Consider the following 19,325-nt stretch of genomic DNA (forward strand, 5'->3'; position numbering starts at 1 on the left):
AGTTTCACCGTGACCACCACGACCGACCTGGTGTCGTACGAGGACGCACTCGCGTCGTACGACCCCGTCATGGGCCTCGAGGTCCATGTCGAACTCGGCACCAAGACCAAGATGTTCTGCGGCTGTTCGACCGCCCTCGGCCAGGACGCCAACACGCAGACCTGCCCGGTCTGCCTCGGCCTGCCCGGCGCGCTCCCGGTCGTCAACGCGACCGCCGTCGAGTCCGCCATCAAGATCGGTCTCGCGCTGAACTGCGAGATCGCCGAGTGGTGCCGCTTCGCCCGGAAGAACTACTTCTATCCGGACATGCCGAAGAACTTCCAGACCTCCCAGTACGACGAGCCGATCGCCTTCAACGGCTACCTCGACGTGCAGCTGGAGGACGGCGAGACCTTCCGCGTGGAGATCGAGCGCGCCCACATGGAGGAGGACACCGGCAAGTCGACACACGTCGGTGGCGCGACGGGCCGTATCCACGGCGCGTCCCACTCCCTGCTGGACTACAACCGCGCCGGCATCCCGCTCATCGAGATCGTCACCAAGCCGATCGAGGGCGCCGGCGAGCGGGCCCCGGAGGTCGCGCGGGCCTACGTCCGTGAGCTGCGCGAGCTCATCAAGGCGCTCGGCGTCTCGGAGGCCCGTATGGAGATGGGCCAGATGCGCTGCGACGTGAACCTGTCGCTGCGCCCGAACGGCAGCGAGAAGTTCGGCACGCGGTCCGAGACGAAGAACGTCAACTCGCTCAGGTCCGTGGAGCGCGCCGCGCGCTACGAAATCCAGCGGCACGCGGCCGTGCTCTCCTCCGGCGGCACGATCGTCCAGGAGACCCGCCACTTCCACGAGGACACCGGGTCCACGACCTCGGGCCGGGTGAAGGAGGAGGCCGAGGACTACCGGTACTTCCCCGAGCCCGACCTCGTCCCGGTGGCGCCGTCGCGCGAGTGGGTCGAGGAGATCCGGGCCGGCCTGCCCGAGCTGCCGCTGGTCCGCCGCAACCGGCTCCGTGAGGAGTGGGGCGTCTCCGCCACCGACATGCAGGCGATCCTCAACGCCGGTGCGCTGGAGCCGATCGTCGCCACCATCGAGGCCGGGGCGGACGCGGCCTCCGCCCGCAAGTGGTGGATGGGCGAGCTGGCCCGCAGCGCCAACGAGTCGGGCACGGCGCTCGACGAGCTGGCGATCACGCCGGCGCAGGTCGCCCGGGTCACCGAGCTCGTCGCGAAGGGCGACCTGAACGACAAGCTGGCCCGGCAGGTCATCGAGGGCGTCCTCGCGGGCGAAGGCACCCCGGACGAGGTCGTCGACAAGCGCGGTCTGAAGGTCGTCTCCGACGAAGGCGCCCTCACCACCGCCGTCGAGGAGGCCATCGCCGGCAACCCGGCCATCGCGGACAAGATCCGCGGCGGCAAGGTGGCCGCGGCCGGCGCCCTGGTCGGCGCGGTCATGAAGGCGACCCGGGGTCAGGCCGACGCGGCCCGCGTCAAGGAGCTGATCCTGGAGAAGCTGGGCGTCAGCGAGGGCTGACCTCCGCGAACCCCGCAGGGGGGATGCACCGACGGTGCATCCCCCCTGCGCGTGCGTACTCCTACAGGCGACGGCCGACGACCCGGACGAAGCCCAGCGTCTCGCCCCGGTCGAGGCGCAGCATCTCGGCGCACTGTCCGGCCATCCGGATGTGCCACTCGTCCGAGTGCTCCTCGACCACGACCTCGCACCAGCGCAGCCAGTCGCGCCAGCCGTCCTCCAGCCAGTCGGCCGTCTCGACCTCCACGGCACCGCTGCGGGTCCAGTGGCGGCGCCACCAGGCGGCGGTGTGGAAGCTCCAGAACCCGGGCTCCCAGTACGGCTTGAGGTGCTCCGGCGGCTCGACGCCGTCGATCTCCTCACGCAGCGCCGGTACGACGACGCCGATCCGGCCGCCGGGCTTCAGCAACCTCGTCAGCTCGGGCAGGTACAGGTCGTTGGTGCCGAAGTAGTGGTAGGCGTCGACGGAGACGATCGTGTCGAAGCTGTTCTCGCCGAACGGCAGGTCGTGCGCCTCGGCGAGCACGGGCAGGACGCGGTCGGCGACGCCCGCCTCGGCGATGCGCCCGGCGTTCTCGTCGGGCTTGATCCACAGGTCGGCGGCGGTGACCTGGGCGTCGTACTCCTTGGCGAGGAAGATCGACGTCATGGCGCGGCCACAGCCCAGGTCGAGCACGCGCGAGCCCGGGCGCAGGGTGTCGAGCCCCAGGGCGGGGGCCAGCCACTCCAGCAGCCACAGCGCGTGCGGGCCCATCTGGTTGTCGATGGTCCAGCGGGCGCCGTAGCCGTTGCTGCGCGGGTAGCCGGGGTGGCTCACACGGTCAGTGAGGGGGTCGTTCGAGGTCCGGGAAGTGATGTCCGACATCGGTGAACGGGCTCCTTGAGTCCTTGAGGAAGAAAGGGGATGCGTCGGAGCTCGGTCGGACCGTCAAACAATGCACCTGCTTCGGCCGGGCGGCGGGATGCCGCGGGCATTCCTCGGACCAGCGGACGCTAACAGCCGACCCCTCGGCCCCGCACCCGGTTTTCCCCGCCCGTCGCGCTACCGTCTCGGCCATGAGTGGACGTGCTGATTCCGGCACCGACCCGGAAACAGCTGACTCGGAGGCGACCGCCGAGCAGGACGATGCCGACGATCTCGACGACACCGGCGACCCGGTGGTGGACGCCCGCCGGGCCCGCTGGACGGCGGCTGCCGGCGCCGCACTGGCCCTGGCAGGCCTGGCCGCGGCACTGCACCGCCTCATCCGCTCGGCACCCCTCCTCGTCCCCGCGGCGTACGCCTGTGGAGCCGCCGTGTGCGCCGCCGCCGCCGTCCTGGGCTCCCGGGGCCGTACCCGGCGGGCACTGTGGCTGCTCATCGCGGGGATGATGGTGATGGCGCTGGGGGACCGGTTCGACTGACCGCGGCCGCTGTGAATAAGCCCACGAAACCGACAAATGATCTCGTTCGGCTGTAAGAGTGGCATCGCATTGCTCACGCGTTCTTTGCGGGCTGTTCAGTTCCAGTACGACTGCTCCCGGTCAAAGATCCACACGAAGCAACTCCGGGAGCACGTTCCGTGGCAGCCCTCGCACGCTGGTGCGTCCAGCGCCGTCTGGTCACCGTTCTGCTGTGGCTCCTCGCCTTCGCGGGCATGGCCGCGGGCGCCGCCGCCGCCGGCACCACGTACTCGAACGACTACCAGGTTCCCGGCACCGAGTCCGGCCGCGCCACCCAGCTGCTGCACGACGGCTTCCCGCAGCTCGGCGGTGACAGCGACACCGTCGTCTGGCACACCACGTCCGGCAGCGTCCGCGCCGCCGACGTCGAGCAGACGATGACCCGCACACTGAACCGCGTCGAGAACCTCCCCGGGGTGGCCTCGGTCACCAGTCCCTACGACGGGCCGGGCACGGGCCGCATCAGCGCGGACGGCCGGACGGCGTACGCCACGGTCACCTTCGACGCCCAGGCCCAGGACATCGGCAAGGGCGAGGCCAGGGCGGTCGTCGACACCGCGAAGGCCGCCGAGACCGACGGGCTCCAGGTGGAGCTCGGCGGCAGTGCCGTGGCGCTCACCGAGTCCTCCGGCGGGCACCTCGCCGAGATCGTCGGCGTGGTCGTCGCCGCGGTCGTGCTGTTCCTCGCCTTCGGTTCGCTCGCCGCCTCCCTGCTGCCCATCGCCACCGCCCTGGTCGGCGTCGGTACCGCCTACGCCGGGATCGTGCTCCTCGGGCACGCGATGACCGTGGCCGACTTCGCGCCCATGCTGGGCATGCTGATCGGGCTCGGCGTCGGCATCGACTACGCATTGTTCATCGTCACCAGACACCGGCGCGGGCTGAAACGAGGGCTGTCCGTGACCGAGGCGGCCACGAACGCCGTCGCGACCACGGGACGCGCGGTCGTCTTCGCGGGTGCCACCGTTTGCATCGCCCTGCTGGGCATGCTGACCCTCCGGCTCGGCTTCCTCAACGGCGTCGCCATAGCGGCCGGCCTCACCGTGGTCCTCACCGTCGCGGCGTCCGTGACCCTCCTGCCCGCCCTGCTGTCCCTCATCGGCGTGCGCGCCCTCAGCCGCCGCGAGCGCCGCCGCCTGGCGGACCACGGACCCGAGCCCGAGCTGCCCACCGGCTTCGCCGCCCGTTGGTCGGCGTTCGTCGAGCGCCACCCCAAGGTGCTCGGTGCGGTCGCGCTGGTCGTCATGGCCGTCCTCGCGCTGCCCACGTTCTCCCTGCGCCTGGGCACCTCCGACCAGGGCAACGACCCGAAGACCGCTACCACCCGCCAGGCCTACGACCTCCTCGCCGACGGCTTCGGTCCGGGCGTGAACGGCCCGCTCACTCTCGTCACCAAGGTCGACGGCGCCGACGACAAGCTCGCCCTGGACAACCTCGACGGAACGCTCCGCGCCACCGACGGCGTCGCCTCGGTGACCCCGGTGACCTTCGACTCCGGCGGCCGGACCGCCTACCTGACCGTCGTACCGGAGTCCTCCCCGCAGTCGAAGCGGACCAGCGACCTCGTCGACCGGCTGCGCGAGGAGGTGCTGCCCCGCGCCGAGTCGGGCACCTCCCTCGATGTGCAGGTGGGCGGGGTGACGGCCGGCTACGACGACTTCGCCGACGTCATCGTCTCCAAGCTGCCCGTCTTCGTCGGGGTGGTGATCGGCCTGGGCTGTCTGCTGCTCCTGCTCGCCTTCCGCTCGGTCGGCATACCGCTGAAGGCCGGCGCGATGAACGTCGCCGCCGTGGCCTCCGCCTTCGGCGTGGTCGTCGCGATCTTCCAGTGGGGCTGGGGCAGCGAAGCGCTCGGCCTCGGCAGCGCCGGGCCCATTGAGCCGTTCCTGCCCGTGATCATGGTGTCGGTGCTCTTCGGTCTCTCCATGGACTACCAGGTCTTCCTGGTCAGCCGGATGTACGAGGAGTGGCTGGAGACCGGCGACAACCGGCGTGCGGTGCGCGTCGGCCTCGCCGAGACCAGCCGGGTGATCAACTCGGCGGCGGTCATCATGATCTCCGTCTTCCTGGCCTTCGTGCTCAGCGGCGACCGGGTGATCGCCATGTTCGGCATCGCCCTGGCGGCCGCCGTCGCACTGGACGCCTTCGTCCTGCGCACGCTCCTCGTCCCCGCGCTGATGCACCTGCTCGGCGGCGCCAACTGGTGGCTGCCCCGCTGGCTCGACCGGCGCATGCCGCGCCTCAGCATCGAACCGCCCGAGAGCCGGGCTGCCCATGAGAGGCTGGCCGCCGCGACGGACGCCGAGGTGGCGGACGTCCTGGCGGAGGAGGAGCGGCAGCGGGATGTACGCGATATCCCTGGGTGACGACGCCGAACTGAAACCCCTGGAGCCCTGGCACGCCGGGGAGTTCCTGGCGCACCTGGAGCGAGGGCGGGAGTTCATCGGGCAGTACGTCCCGTTCGGGACGACCGAGACGGATCTGGCCTCGGCCCGTGCGAAGCTCCAGCGCTACGCCGACATGCGCGCCGCCGACACGGGGTCCCTGCACGGCCTGTGGCTGGAGGGCACGCTCGTGGGCGGAGTGCTGTTCTTGAACTTCGACGCCGCGACCGGCACCTGCGAGGTCGGCTGCTGGCTGGAGCCCGCCGGTACGGGCCGTGGCCTCGTCACGCGCGCGATGCGGGTGCTGATCGACTGGGCGGTCGAGGAGCGTGGCATCCACCGCATCGAGTGGGTCGCCGCCTCGGGGAACCAGCCGAGCCTGAACGTGGCGCGGCGACTCGGTATGAGCCGCGACGGTGTGCGGCGCGAGGCGCACCTCTATCGTGGCGTACGGCACGATCTCGAAGTCTGGTCGCTGCTGGCGCCCGAGTGGCGCGCCGCACACGCGCGTGCCGCTCACGACGATCATTAAGAGACTTCTCAGACAGCGACCCTACGGTGCGAGGCATGGCAACGAACGCAGTGGACGAGACCGAGGCCACCGAGGCCACGACCGACGAGAAGGCGGTGAAGACCACCGAGTCCGACGAGGTGACGCAGACCGAGGCCCCGGCCGCGGCCGAGGAAACGGAGATCAAGGAGGAGAGCCCGTCCGGCGTCGGCCAGGGCGCCGCCGCCGTGGTCTCCGCCGCGCTGGGCGTCGTCTCGCTCACCGGCAGCTGGATCGGCACGGTGGCCGCCGCGCGCCAGAACCTCATCGGTCAGCTGCAGACCGCGCAGAACGCGAGCGTGGCGAAGCAGATCCAGGCGGTCTACGGCGACGCCTGGCAGACCACCGCCCTGTGGGGCGGCCTGTTCGCGCTGACCGCGCTGATCGTCGGCGTCGTCACGCTGGCCCGGCCCGCGTTCGGCACGCCCGGCCGGATCCAGGCCCCCTGGATCAAGTCGGTCGCCTGGGCGGGTGTCGCGCTCGGCGTCATCGGCCTGTTCCTGGCCGTCCTCAAGTACACCGACATCCTGCTCGGACTGCCGTCGGCGAGCTGAGTCAGTTCGGTTTTCGAGGGGTCTTAGGACATCCGTGAGCACCTTACGGATGCCCTGGGGCCCCTCAGTCGTGTCCTAAGGCCCCTGCCGCCGCCGAAGATGCGGAACTCTCCCGATGTGGCCGCCCCGCCTGGGAGACGAGAGTGAAGTCATCGCGGAGAACCCCTCCGTGACCAACCTCTCTCCAAGGACACGACATGCACGAGTACGCACTCCAGCAGCTGCGCACCGCCGACCTCATCCGCCGTGCCGACCACGAGCGCCTGGTCCACGAGGCCGCCCGTGCGCGCCGCACCGCCCGTCGGGAAACGGCCCAGGACTCCGCCGAGCACGAAAGCCATACGCGCCGTTTCCGCCGCCTCCGCTCCACCCGGACCGCGTGAAAAGCGGGACGGGGACGGCCGCCGCGGTGGCCGCTCCGCCGGGACCGGCGGCGGACATCGCGTCCTCCGGTACGGGAGGGGTGGCCGGTGGCACGGTCACCGGTACAGGGCCCGCGACCGGTGGCGGAGGCGTCGGCGCGGGATCGGCGGTGGGGGCGCGGTTGTGCGTACGGGATCGGCGGCGGGTGACCCAATCGTCCCTACGGGCTCGGGGGCCGGTGCCGCGGTCGGAGGTGCGCAAAGCGGTGTCGGTCCCGTGACCGTCCGTAGGACAGTGGTGCCCGGTGCCCCGTACGCCCTGGGGAAAACCGGTGCCGTGCCGTCGGACCCGCATGCGATGCTCGGGCCCGTGGAGACCAGGTCCGTCAGCCCCGTGTTCGTCGGCCGTGCCGAGGAGTTGGGCACGCTGCACGACGCGCTCGCCCGCTCCGGCGGCGGCGATCCGCAGGCACTGCTCATCGGTGGGGAGGCCGGGGTCGGCAAGACCCGCCTGGTCGAGGAGTTCGCCGGTGCCGCCCGCCGCCGGGGCGCGGTGGTCGCACTCGGCGGCTGCGTGGAGATCGGCGCCGACGGACTGCCCTTCGCGCCCTTCTCCACCGCCCTGCGCGCCCTGCGCCGCGAACTCCCCGCCGAGATGGCCGCCGCGGCCGCCGGTCAGGAGGAGGAACTGGCCAGGCTCCTGCCCGAACTGGGCGAGTCCGGCACCGGCCGGCACGACGAGGACGGCATGGGCCGACTCTTCGAGCTCACCGCTCGCCTGCTGGAACGCGTCGCCGCCGAGCACACCGTCGTCCTCGCCCTGGAGGACCTCCACTGGGCCGATGCCTCCACCCGCCACTTGCTCTCCTACCTCTTGCGCACCCTGCGCACCGGCCGCCTGGTCGTCCTCGCCACCTACCGTTCCGACGACATCCACCGTCGACACCCCATGAGGCCGCTGCTCGCCGAACTCGACCGGCTCCGCACCGTCCGCCGCCTCGACCTCGGCCGCTTCACACGCGAGGAGGTGTGCCGCCAGGTCGCCGGCATCCTCGCCCACGAACCCGATCCGGACCGGGTCGACGCGATCTTCGAACGCTCCGACGGCAACGCCTTCTTCGTGGAGGAACTCGCCGTCGCCACCCACGAGGGCTGCCGGACGGGCCTGACCGACTCCCTGCGCGATCTGCTGCTCGTCCGGGTGGAGGGGATGCCGGAGCCCGCGCAGCAGGTCGCCCGGATCGTCGCCGAGGGCGGCTCCACCGTCGAGTACCGGCTGCTCGCGGCCGTCGCCCGGCTCGCCGAGGACGACCTCATCGAGGCGCTGCGGGCCGCCGTGAACGCCAGCATCCTGACCCCCGCGCCCGGCGGCGACGGCTACCGCTTCCGGCACTCCCTGGTCCGTGAGGCCGTCAGCGACGACCTGCTCCCCGGTGAACGCTCCCGCCTCAACCGCCGCTACGCCGAGGCCCTGGAGACCGACCCGGCCCTGGTCCCGGCCGACCAGCGCGCGACTCGCCTGGCCAGCTACTGGTACCACGCCCACGACGCCGCCAAGGCCCTGCCCGCCGTCCTCGACGCCTCGGTCGAAGCCCGCCGCCGGCACGCCTACGCCGAGCAACTGCGGCTGCTGGAGCGGGCGATGGAGCTGTGGGACACCGCCCCCGAGGCCGTACGCCGTACCCTGCGCCCCGTCGACTGCGCCGAGGTGTACCCTCCCCCGCCGCCCGAACGGCGTGGGGGGACCCCCAGCGGCTGCCACCCGGCCGCCGCCCTGCGCCACCTCGACCTCCTGGCCGAGGCGGCCGTGGCCGGACGGCTGTGCGGGGAGCGCGAACGCGCCCTGCAGATCACCAAGCGGGCGCTGCGCCTGCTGGACGAGGAGGCCGACCCCTTGCGCGCCGCCTGGTTCTGGACCCAGCGCTCCCGGCTGGTGCAGGGGCTGGCCCGGGGTGACGGCTGGAAGGAGATCGCCACCGCACAGGAGCTGGTCCGGGGCCTGCCGCCGTCCGTGGTGCACGCCGAGGTGCTCGCCACGGCCGCCCACTGGTCGATGCTCCACGAACCCGGCCCGGAGGCCCTGACGGCCGCCGAGCGAGCCGTCGAGTACGCGCGCATGGTGGGCGCCGACGACATCGAGTCCAACGCCCGCCTCACCCTCGGCGGACTCATGGTCGAAGCCGGGCAGATCGACGCCGGGCTCGCCCACATGTACGACGTCAGGGACGAGGTGGTCGCACGGGGTCTCGCGGCGATCGTGGGCCGCAGCCATGTGAACCTGCCCTCCGCCCTCGAAGGCGTCGGCCGCTCCGAGGAGGCCGTCGGGATGCTGCGTGAGGGCCTGCGGCTCACGCGGACGATGGGTCTGCGGGACGCCGAGGCCTGGATCTGGAGCAATCTCGCCGAATCGCTCATCTCCCTGGGCCGCTGGGACGAGGCCGCCGAGGCCGCCGGCAACGCCCAGCGGCGCGGTCAGACCGCCGGTCCGCACGGGTCCGGCGCGAACAGTTTGGCGTTCCTCGGGCTCGCCCGCGGTCGGGTGCCCGAGGCAGCCCGGCATCTCGCCGAGGGCCGCGCCGCCTTCGGGCCGCACGACCCCATGCCGCAGCACGACCTGCCGCTCGCCTGCCTCACCATCGCGGTCGCCGTCGCCGAGGGGCGTCTGGCCGACGCCCGCGCCGAACTGGCCCGCACCCTGAAGTCCGGCTTCCCTCCCGGCACCCAGCGCTACGCCTGGCCGTTGCTGCTCGAAGCGGCCACCGCCGAGGCCGACGCCCGGGCTCTGCCAGCCGCGCGGGACGGCCGTGAGGAGGTCCTGGACGCCGTCTTCAGCGCCGTCAAGCGCCTCACCACCCACGCCCCCGTCTGGCTCGCGCACGAGCAGTGGGTCCGCGCAGAGCTGCACCGCGCGGCGGGCCGGAGCACCCCGGACATCTGGTCCCATGTGGTCACGGCCTTCGAGCCCCTGGACCGGCCCTACGACCTCGCCCGGGTTCGGCACCGCCTGGCCGAGTCCCTGCTGGCGGGCGGCGGCGAGGACGACCGCGCCCGCGCCACGGAGCTGCTCCGCCTCGTCCACGCCGTCGCCCGCCACCTCGGTGCCCGGCCGCTCGCCGACGCCGCCGGCGCGCTCGCCCAGCGGGCTCGGCTCCCGCTCACTCCGGCCCTTGAACCGGCCTCCGCGGACCCCGCCGGGACCCTGGGCCTCACCAGCCGGGAACGGGACGTGCTGCGCCTGGTCGCCGCCGGGCACACCAACCGCCGGATAGCGCAGGAGCTGTTCATCTCCCCGAAGACGGCGAGCGTCCACGTCTCCAACATCCTGGCGAAGCTCGGTGTCTCCGGGCGGGGCGAGGCGGCGGCGCTGGCACACCGGCTGGGTCTGTTCCCGTCCGAAACGCTCATGCCCGGTCCGGCGGGCTGAGGCATACGCTGTAAAAGAGGTCGCGGCTCCCGCGGCTCAGGGAGGCTCCGTTGTTCAACGTGTTCGAAGAACTGTTCTCACCCGGCCGCAAACACACCCGTGACGAGCAGAATCGGCTGGAACTGACCCGGGAGGACGTCGGGGACGGCGATGCCGGACGCGGCCCGATAGACCTGGCGTCCGGCAAGGTCGTCGTACGTCCGCCGGAGGAGCCGGAGGAGTAGGGCAGGGAGCTACTCGACCCGCACTTCCAGGATTCGGTCGTCCCCGTTCTTCGGGCTGCCCCGGCCGTCCGTGTTGCTGGTCGTGACCCACAGCCGGTCGCCGCCCGCCGGGACGACCGTGCGCAGCCGGCCGTACTCGCCCTCCAGGAAGGGCTGCGGGTCCGCCGAGGCCTCCGTGCCGTTCAGCGGGATGCGCCACAGCCGCTTGCCGCGCAGGCCCGCCATCCAGATCGACCCCTCGGCGTAGGCGATGCCGCTGGGGGAGGCCTCGGCCGTCGTCCACTGGTCGACCGGGTTGTGGAACCCGGAGTCGCCCGATTCGCCCTCGGCCTCGGGCCAGCCGTAGTTGTCACCCGGCTTGATCGCGTTCAGCTCGTCCCAGGTGTCCTGCCCGAACTCCGAGGCGAACAGCCGCTGCTTGCCGTCCCAGGCGAGCCCCTGCACGTTGCGGTGGCCGTACGAGTACACCGGCGAGTCCGGGAACGGATTGCCCGGCGCCGGCTCGCCCTCCGGGGTCAGACGCAGGATCTTGCCGCCCAGGGAGTCCTTGTCCTGGGACAGGCCCGTGTCGCCGCTCTCGCCCGTGCCGATGTACAGCATCCTGTCCGGGCCGAACGCGATGCGGCCGCCGTTGTGGACGAAGCCCTTGGGGATGCCCTTGAAGACCGTGTCGGGCGCGCCGAGCTGTTCACCGGGGGGCTTCCGCTCGTCGTAGATCATGCGGACGACGCGGTTGTCGGAGGCCGAGGTGAAGTACGCGTAGACCATGTGGTCCGAGGCGTGGTCGGGGGACAGGGCGATGCCGAGGAGGCCGCCCTCGCCGGCCGCCGACACCCCCGGTACCTCGCCCAGCTCCGTCTTCTTGCCGGTCTTCTCGTCGACGCGGACGATCGTCCCGTCGTCCCGCGAGGAGACGAGCAGGCCGCCGCCGGGCAGGGGCGCGAGCCCCCAGGGGGAGTCCAGGCCCTCGGCGACGGTACGCACCACCTTCACCGAGCCCTTGGCGGGCGGTGTCTCCTCGGCGGCCTGCCGCGGCGGGGCGGACGATCCCGGTGCCGTCCGGCTCGGGGAGGCGCTCCCGTCCGTGCCGGTAGATCCTCCGCCGTCGGAGGAGCAGCCGGCCGTCAGCAGGAGCGCGGCGGCGGCCAACACGGCCGGCACGGCTCGACGTTGCACGATCTTGGTCCCTTCGACGGGGCAGGTCTTCTCCCTGTCATACACCGCCGACGGCTTCCAAGTTCCCGATCACGGAACGCCGAACCGCGAACACCGGGTTTGCCCGAAACGCCCCCGGGAACACCGCGGCTCAGTCCCACGACCCCTGGGCCGCCGGAAGGCCCGCCACCTCTTTCAGATCGTCGGGCGTCAGACGCAGGCCCGCCGCGGCGGTGTTCTCCGTGACCCAGCGCTCCTGCTTCGTGCCCGGCAGCGGCACCACGTGCCGGCCCTGGGCGAGGATCCAGGCGAGGGCGACCTGGGCGGGCGTGACGGCCGGGCCGTGGCGGCGGGCCACGCGGCGCAGGCCCACGACGATCGGCTGGTTCGCCGCCATCATCTCGGCCGTGAAGCGGGGGTGCCGGGCGCGCAGGTCGTCCGCCTCGAAGCCCGCGCCGGGCCGCAGCCGACCGGTCAGGAAGCCGTTGCCCAGCGGCATCGCGGCGAGGAAGCCGACGCCCCGGGTCTCGCACCACGGCAGCAGCGTCTCCAGCGCCTCCGGCGACCACACCGACAGCTCCGCCTCCACCGCGCTCACCGGGAAGACCTGCTGCACCCGCTCCAGCTGCCGCACCGTCGCGTCGTGCGGCCGGGCCCCGGAGCGGCGGCCGGCCCGCGCCCCCACCGCGCACAGGCCCAACGCCCGTACCTTCCCGGCCTGGACGAGCTCCGCCATCGCGCCCCAGGTCTCCTCGACGGGCACCTCGGGGTCGGCCCGGTGCAACTGGTAGAGGTCGATGACGTCCGTCTGCAGGCGGCGCAGCGACGCGTCGCAGGCCCGCTTCACGTACCCCGGGCGGCCGTTGGCGACGATGTGCTGGTCACCCACGAGCAGTCCGACCTTCGTCGACACGAACGCGTCGGACCGCCGCTCCTTCAACGCGCGACCCACCAGCAGTTCATTGGTGAAGGGGCCGTACATGTCGGCCGTGTCCAGCAGGGACACGCCCAGATCCAGCGCCCGGTGCACCGCCCTGACCGACTCGTCGCCGCGCTGCCGCGACGCGCTGTAGGCCCAGCTCATCGGCATGCACCCGAGCCCGACGGCCCCCACCGCGAGTGCGCCCGCGCCGATCGTCCTGCGCTCCACCTGGTCGTGACCCTCCCTGTTCCGGCCACCCCAACCTAACCTCTGCCTGGCGCGCTCCTGACATAGCCTCCAGAGCATGACTGCTGACGTGTGGCTGCCCATCCCGCCGGACGAGATCGAGGGACTCCCCGAGGGTCCGGTCTACCGCTTCTGGAACGGCGCGGAGGACTTCCCCGCGGACCCGGCCGACTGCGCCTTCTACGTCGTCCCCTACATGAAGCCCAGCCCGCTGTGCGTACGTCCCCTGCCCCAGATGCGTCACGTACAGGTCGTGCAGACCCTGTCCGCCGGGATCGACCACGTGGAGCCGGGACTCGGGCACCTGCGTCCGGGCGTGCGGCTGTGCAACGCGCGCGGAGTGCACGAGGCCAGCACCGCGGAGCTCACTCTGACGCTGATCCTGGCCTCGCTGCGCGGGATCCCCGACTTCGTCCACGCGCAGGCGCGGGGGGAGTGGCTCGGCGGATTCCGGCCCGCGCTCGCCGACAAGAACGTCCTCATCGTCGGATACGGATCGATCGGCGAGGCCATCGAGGACCGGCTCGTTCCGTTCGAGGTGGCGCGGGTGGCGCGCGTCGCGCGCTCTGAGCGCACCACGGCGCGCGGGCCGGTGCATCCGCTCACCGAACTGCCCGCGCTGCTCCCGGAAGCGGACATCGTCATCCTGTCCACCCCCCTCAGCGAAACCACCCGTGGCCTGGCCGGAGCCGACTTCCTGTCCCGGATGAAGGACGGCGCGCTCCTGGTCAACGTCGCCCGCGGGCCCGTCGTCGACACCAAGGCCCTGCTCGCCGAGCTGGAGAACGGCCGGATCACCGCCGCCCTCGACGTCACCGAGCCCGAGCCCCTCCCACGCGAACACCCGCTGTGGCGTGCGCCGGGGGTACTCGTGAGCCCGCACGTCGGCGGACCCACCTCCGCGTTCCTTCCGCGCGCCAAGCGGCTCCTGGTGGACCAGTTGAACCGTTATGTGAACCGGGAGCCGCTCCGCAACGTGATCCTCACGACGGGTGCACCCACCGGCTGACCGATTTCGGGTACCGTCCGCAACCTTTCGGGTGCGGTGGGTACTCATCCATCTGTTGTGATCGTCACGGAGCGTAGAGAACCTATGTCCCTGAGTGACGAGACTGGTGTATCGTCCCGACAGGGGCTGCGCCGGGGACCGTTCGGCGCCGGGGACGAACGCTTCAGACTGTGAGGGGGGCGACAGGCGATGCACGGCCTATGGACGAGCGATCCGACGGGGCGGGACTGCCGGCGACGACCCTGGCGGACGGCCGCGAGCAGACGCGGTCAGCACGCCGATCACGTCGGCCACCACACCCGCCGCGGCGATCATCACATCCGGCACAGCGATCACCACCACAGGCCCGACAGTCGCGGAAGGCAGGCCCAGCCGGTCCACCGAGGCCCGCGGGACCCGGGGGCGGAGCGGACCGGGAGGGCCCGGTGAGTGCGCCCCCGACCCCCACGCTGGACGGAGCGCTGCGGGCACAGCCTCCGTCCCCGGGCGCGCCGCCCCGTACCCAGGCCCCCCGCCATCGGCCGGGCCTGACCCGCCAGCTCGTCCTCGCCCTGGTCTGCGCGGGATACGCCGCCGGTGCCGCGCTCGGCTGGGGCTCGAGCGAACTGGCCCTCATCATGGGTGACTTCGGACTGAGCGCCGCGGCCGGCACCGCCGCGGTCTCGTGCTTCCTCTATGCCCGCAGTCCCCGCACCCGCTTTCGCCCCGCCTGGCTGCTGTTCGGCCTGTCCTCGGCCATGGCGTCCCTGGGCAACCTGGTCTGGGGGTGGTACGAGGTGGTCCTGGGACTGCCGGTGCCCAGTCCCAGCTATGCCGACCTGTTCTTCCTGTGCTTCGCGCCGCCCGCGATCGTCGGGCTGCTCGTCCTCGCCAAGCGGCCCGTGACCAGGGCCGGCTGGGTCTGCCTGGGGCTCGACGCGTGGCTCATCGGCGGCTCGCTGCTGACCCTGGCCTGGAGCCTCGCCCTCGCCCAGGCCGCGAAGTCCGAAGGGCCGAGCGTGGCGCACACCGCGCTGTCGCTGGCGTACCCGCTGCTCGACATCGCTCTGGTCAGCATGGTGCTCGCACTGCACTTCCGGCGGTCCGCGGTGAACCGCTCGGCGGTCAACACCGCCATCGGCGCCCTCGCGCTGACCGTGATGTGCGACGCCCTGTTCACCTCGCCGCTGATGCACCACGACTACCGCTCCGGCCAGCTGCTCGACGCGGGCTGGTTCGCCGGCTCGCTGCTCCTGGCCTACGCCCCGTGGGCCGGGCCCCGCACCCCGGACGGCGACCGCCACGGCCCGGACCGGCACGGCACGGAGGGGTACACGCGCGTGGTGCACGAGCATGTGCCCGGGCAGCGCGGCGGACCGAACCACCATCCGTCCGCGCCCGGAGGAGAGCCCGGCCGGTACCCGGCCGCACGGCCCATCGCCGGCTCCCTCGCCGCCCTCACGCCGTACCTCGCGGCCGCCGTGTGCACCCTGGGCATCCTTTACAACGTCCTCAACGGCCGCAGTGTCGACCGCGTGGTCCTGCTGACCGGGGGCACGGTCGTGCTCGCTCTCGTCGTGCGCCAGGGCATCATGCTGCTCGACAACATCACCCTCACCCAGGAGCTGGCGCAGAAGGAGAACCACTTCCGCTCCCTGGTGCAGGGCTCCAGCGACGTCATCATGATCGCCGCACCCAGCGGCGTTTTGAGGTACGTCTCCCCGGCCGCCGCCGGCGTCTACGGCCGCCCGGCGGAGGGCCTGGTGGGTACGGAACTGGCCGGCCTCATCCACCCGGAGGACCTGGGCTGCGTCGTGCACGAGGTGCGGCGTTTCCTCGCCGCCAACCCGGTCGAGGAACCCACCACGCGCATCGAGTGCCGCTTCCGCTCGGGCGACGGAGGCTGGCTGAACGTCGAGTCGACCGTCAACCGCCACCACGGCGGCCTCATCTTCAACTGCAGGGACGTGACCGAACGGGTGCGACTGCAGGCCCAGTTGCAGCACAACGCCGAGCACGACCCGCTCACGGACCTGCCCAACCGCGCCCTGTTCACCAAGCGCGTCCAGCACGCCCTGTCGGGCCGCCGCGCCTCCGACCGGGGCGTGGCCCTGAGGAACACGGCCGTGCTCTTCATCGATCTCGACGGCTTCAAGGCCGTCAACGACACGATCGGGCACCAGGCCGGGGACGAACTGCTCGTCCAGGCCGCCCGCAGGCTCCATGACTCCGTACGGCAGGGCGACACCGCCTCCCGGCTGGGCGGAGACGAGTTCGCGGCCCTGATCGTCGGGGACGGCACCCGCGACCGGGACGCCAGGGAGCGGCACATCCTTGAGCTCGCCGACCGCCTCAGGGCGACGCTGTCCCAGCCCTACCTCATCGACGGCAACGATGTCCGCGTCAACGCCTCCATCGGCGTGGCCTTCGCGGAAGCCGGCCTCGGCGCCGGCGAGCTGCTGCGCAACGCCGACCTGGCCATGTACCGCGCCAAGGCCGCAGGCAAGGGCCGCGTCGAGCTGTACAAGCCGCAGATGCAGCAGGACGTCGTCCGCAAGGCGGAGCTGGCCACGCGCCTGCGGGCCGCACTGCACGACGGCGAGTTCGCCCTGCTGCACCAGCCGGTGGTGTCCCTGCAGGACGGCCGGATCGTCTCGGTGTCCGCCCAGGCGCGCTGGCGCTCCTCCCAGGGGGTGCTGTTCACCCCGGCGGAGTTCCTGCGTGTGGCCGAGGACAGCGACAGGACCGCCGAGCTGGACCGGTGGATGATCGAGGAGGCTGTCGAGCAGGCCGGGGAGCGGCACGCGAGCGGGCTGTCCGTGCCGGTCGTCATCAGGATGAGCGCCCGCCGGCTGCTGGACAGGTCGATGCCGCTCGGCTCGATCGAGGCGCAGCTCACCCGGCACCGGCTGCCGTCGGGTTCGCTGATCATCGAGCTGTCGGACGCCGACCCGAGGGTCTCCCTGGACGAGCTGGAGCGGCGCCTGGGCGCCCTGCGGCGGGTCGGCGTACGGATCGCGCTCGACGGCTTCGGCAGCGGCTACGCGGCGATCACGGCCCTCCGCAGGCTCCCCGTCGACATCCTCAAGCTCGACCGGGATCTGGTCGACGGCGTCGTCGAGTCCGCCCGCCTGCACAAGATCACCGGTGGGCTGCTGCGCATCGCGGGTGATCTCGGGCTGAAGTCCGTGGCCGAAGGGGTGGACCTGCCCGAGCAGATCGTCGCCCTGCGCGCGATGGGCTGTACGCACGGGCAGGGCATGGCGTTCTCCGGACCGCTCGACGAGCACCGGCTGCGCCGGACGCTCGCCGGCGGCCACTATCCCGTGCCGCACGGGCCGGCCGAACCGGCATTCGCGGGCGGCGCCCCGCGGGTGTACAGCTCGGGCGTGTCCGCCGTCATCGGAGGCGGCACGGCTCTCCGCTCACATAATGAGACTCCCGTCCCACCCACTTGACAGTTGGTGCGTGCCGGGGGGAGGGTCTGTGCCATGCGCACCCGAATTCTCGTACTTGGAAAGCGCGTCGGCTGACGCTGAGCCTCGACCGCTCAGCGACCCCACCCGGCGCGCTCCCCTCGCTTGCCTTACGGCACGAGGGGTTTTTTGTTGCACAGGCACCTGCCGTGCGGCAGAAGAGCACCGCACAAACCTCGCAAAAACCCTCAGCATCTGAGAAGAGAATGCCGATGACCGAGCAGGCCACCGGGGCCCATCACCCGCAGCCCCGGCCCCGATCCGGAGGACAGCACTCCGCCCCCGAGCAGGTGACGGGCGCGCAGTCCCTCATCCGCTCCCTCGAGGAGGTCGGCGCCGACACGGTATTCGGCATTCCCGGCGGTGCCATCCTCCCGGCCTACGACCCGCTGATGGACTCCACCAGGGTGCGCCACGTCCTGGTCCGCCACGAACAGGGCGCCGGTCACGCCGCCACGGGCTACGCGCAGGCCACCGGCAAGGTCGGCGTCTGCATGGCCACCTCGGGCCCCGGCGCCACCAACCTGGTCACCCCGATCGCCGACGCGCACATGGACTCGGTGCCGCTGGTCGCGATCACCGGCCAGGTCGCGTCCAAGGCGATCGGCACGGACGCCTTCCAGGAGGCGGACATCGTCGGCATCACCATGCCGATCACCAAGCACAACTTCCTCGTCACCAAGGCCGAGGACATCCCGCGGATCATCGCCCAGGCGTTCCACATCGCCTCCACCGGCCGCCCCGGCCCGGTGCTGGTCGACATCGCCAAGGACGCCCTCCAGGCGAAGACCACCTTCTCCTGGCCGCCGGCCATGGACCTGCCCGGCTACCGCCCGGTGACCAAGCCGCACGCCAAGCAGATCCGCGAGGCCGCCAAGCTGGTCACCCAGGCCCGCCGGCCCGTGCTGTACGTCGGCGGCGGCGTGCTCAAGGCCAAGGCCACCGCCGAGCTGAAGGTCCTCGCCGAGCTGACCGGCGCACCCGTCACCACCACCCTGATGGCGCTCGGCGCGTTCTCCGACAACCACCCGCAGCACCTGGGCATGCCCGGCATGCACGGCTCGGTGGCCGCCGTGACCGCCCTGCAGAAGGCCGACCTGATCGTGGCCCTCGGCGCCCGCTTCGACGACCGCGTCACCGGCAAGCTGGACAGCTTCGCCCCGCTCGCCAAGATCGTCCACGCGGACATCGACCCGGCCGAGATCGGCAAGAACCGCGCCGCCGACGTGCCGATCGTCGGCGACGCCCGCGAGGTCATCGCCGACCTGGTCCAGGCCGTGCAGAAGGAGCACAGCGAGGGCCACCAGGGCGACTACAGCATGTGGTGGAACGACCTGAACCGCTGGCGCGAGACCTACCCGCTCGGCTACGACCAGCCTCACGACGGCTCGCTCTCCCCGCAGCAGGTCATCGAGCGTATCGGGCAGCTCGCCCCCGAGGGCACGATCTTCGCGGCGGGCGTCGGCCAGCACCAGATGTGGGCCGCCCACTTCATCGAGTACGACAAGCCGGGCACCTGGCTGAACTCCGGCGGCGCCGGAACCATGGGCTACGCCGTCCCGGCCGCCATGGGCGCCAAGGCCGGAGCCCCCGAGCGGGCCGTCTGGGCGATCGACGGTGACGGCTGCTTCCAGATGACCAACCAGGAACTCACCACCTGCGCCCTGAACAACATCCCGATCAAGGTCGCCGTCATCAACAACGGCGCCCTCGGGATGGTCCGCCAGTGGCAGACCCTCTTCTACAACCAGCGGTACTCCAACACGGTCCTGCACTCCGGCCCGGACGACGTCAACCCGCAGGCCCGCGGCACCCGCGTCCCCGACTTCGTGAAACTGTCGGAGGCCATGGGCTGCTACGCCATCCGCTGCGAGTCCCCGGCCGACCTCGACAAGGTCATCGAAGAGGCGAACTCCATCAACGACCGCCCCGTCGTCGTCGACTTCATCGTCCACGAGGACGCGATGGTCTGGCCGATGGTCGCCGCCGGCACCTCCAACGACGAGATCATGGCCGCCCGGGACGTCCGCCCCGACTTCGGCGACAACGAAGACGACTGAGAGCCGTAGGAAA

14 protein-coding genes are annotated in these 19,325 nt (G+C 71.8%); 11 read left to right on the plus strand and 3 right to left on the minus strand.

Going from position 1 to position 19,325, the window contains the following annotated elements; translation table 11 throughout:
* Positions 1-9: 9 nt before the first annotated feature.
* Positions 10-1,524 carry an Asp-tRNA(Asn)/Glu-tRNA(Gln) amidotransferase subunit GatB gene (gene gatB, locus ACWD1U_RS14950; RefSeq protein WP_451107629.1) on the plus strand — a complete coding sequence of 505 codons (1,515 nt, stop codon included), beginning with the start codon at positions 10-12 and terminating at the stop codon, positions 1,522-1,524.
* A 61-nt stretch (positions 1,525-1,585) separates the two neighbouring features.
* On the opposite strand, the gene ACWD1U_RS14955 is transcribed toward gatB, so the two are convergent.
* Positions 1,586-2,389 carry a methyltransferase domain-containing protein gene (locus ACWD1U_RS14955; RefSeq protein ID WP_451107631.1) on the minus strand — a complete coding sequence of 268 codons (804 nt, stop codon included), beginning with the start codon at positions 2,387-2,389 and terminating at the stop codon, positions 1,586-1,588.
* A 191-nt stretch (positions 2,390-2,580) separates the two neighbouring features.
* Between ACWD1U_RS14955 and ACWD1U_RS14960 the strand changes: the two genes are divergently transcribed.
* The 7 genes from ACWD1U_RS14960 (at position 2,581) to ACWD1U_RS14990 (ending at position 10,465) form a co-directional block, all read left to right on the plus strand.
* The gene (locus tag ACWD1U_RS14960) at positions 2,581-2,928 is read left to right on the plus strand and encodes a hypothetical protein (protein WP_451107632.1); all 348 of its coding nucleotides are present in this window, start codon (positions 2,581-2,583) and stop codon (positions 2,926-2,928) included.
* 158 nt (positions 2,929-3,086) lie between these two features.
* Positions 3,087-5,333, plus strand: coding sequence for an MMPL family transporter (locus ACWD1U_RS14965; RefSeq protein ID WP_451107633.1), 2,247 nt, complete (start codon positions 3,087-3,089; stop codon positions 5,331-5,333).
* Positions 5,311-5,883 (plus strand): GNAT family N-acetyltransferase, encoded by a 573-nt coding sequence (locus ACWD1U_RS14970; RefSeq protein WP_451107635.1) that lies wholly within the window; start codon positions 5,311-5,313, stop codon positions 5,881-5,883. Before ACWD1U_RS14965 ends, ACWD1U_RS14970 begins: the two co-directional genes overlap by 23 nt.
* Before the next feature lie 35 nt (positions 5,884-5,918).
* Complete coding sequence (locus tag ACWD1U_RS14975) at positions 5,919-6,455, plus strand: hypothetical protein (RefSeq protein ID WP_451107636.1); 537 nt, start codon at positions 5,919-5,921, stop codon at positions 6,453-6,455.
* Between the two features lie 197 nt (positions 6,456-6,652).
* Complete coding sequence (locus ACWD1U_RS14980; protein WP_451107637.1) at positions 6,653-6,838, plus strand: hypothetical protein; 186 nt, start codon at positions 6,653-6,655, stop codon at positions 6,836-6,838.
* A gap of 337 nt (positions 6,839-7,175) precedes the next feature.
* Complete coding sequence (locus ACWD1U_RS14985; protein WP_451107969.1) at positions 7,176-10,241, plus strand: helix-turn-helix transcriptional regulator; 3,066 nt, start codon at positions 7,176-7,178, stop codon at positions 10,239-10,241.
* A 50-nt stretch (positions 10,242-10,291) separates the two neighbouring features.
* Entirely contained in the window at positions 10,292-10,465 is a 174-nt protein-coding gene (locus ACWD1U_RS14990) for a DUF6191 domain-containing protein (protein ID WP_451107638.1), read from the plus strand.
* 9 nt (positions 10,466-10,474) lie between these two features.
* Here ACWD1U_RS14990 and ACWD1U_RS14995 read toward each other — a convergent pair whose 3' ends face one another.
* Positions 10,475-11,626 carry a PQQ-dependent sugar dehydrogenase gene (locus tag ACWD1U_RS14995; RefSeq protein ID WP_451107640.1) on the minus strand — a complete coding sequence of 384 codons (1,152 nt, stop codon included), beginning with the start codon at positions 11,624-11,626 and terminating at the stop codon, positions 10,475-10,477.
* Between the two features lie 145 nt (positions 11,627-11,771).
* Complete coding sequence (locus tag ACWD1U_RS15000) at positions 11,772-12,770, minus strand: aldo/keto reductase (protein ID WP_451107642.1); 999 nt, start codon at positions 12,768-12,770, stop codon at positions 11,772-11,774.
* 76 nt (positions 12,771-12,846) lie between these two features.
* Here ACWD1U_RS15000 and ACWD1U_RS15005 point away from each other — a divergent pair, with 76 nt between their 5' ends.
* The 3 genes from ACWD1U_RS15005 to ACWD1U_RS15015 all read left to right on the plus strand — a co-directional run bounded on the left by ACWD1U_RS15005 (position 12,847) and on the right by ACWD1U_RS15015 (position 19,312).
* A complete protein-coding gene (locus ACWD1U_RS15005) occupies positions 12,847-13,797 on the plus strand; it encodes a 2-hydroxyacid dehydrogenase (RefSeq protein ID WP_451107643.1) in 951 nt (316 codons plus the stop codon).
* Between the two features lie 425 nt (positions 13,798-14,222).
* A complete protein-coding gene (locus tag ACWD1U_RS15010) occupies positions 14,223-17,234 on the plus strand; it encodes a putative bifunctional diguanylate cyclase/phosphodiesterase (RefSeq protein ID WP_451107645.1) in 3,012 nt (1,003 codons plus the stop codon).
* A 230-nt stretch (positions 17,235-17,464) separates the two neighbouring features.
* The gene (locus tag ACWD1U_RS15015; RefSeq protein ID WP_451107646.1) at positions 17,465-19,312 is read left to right on the plus strand and encodes an acetolactate synthase large subunit; all 1,848 of its coding nucleotides are present in this window, start codon (positions 17,465-17,467) and stop codon (positions 19,310-19,312) included.
* Positions 19,313-19,325: the final 13 nt, after the last annotated feature.

It is taken from the genome of Streptomyces sp. NPDC002788, assembly GCF_053592115.1.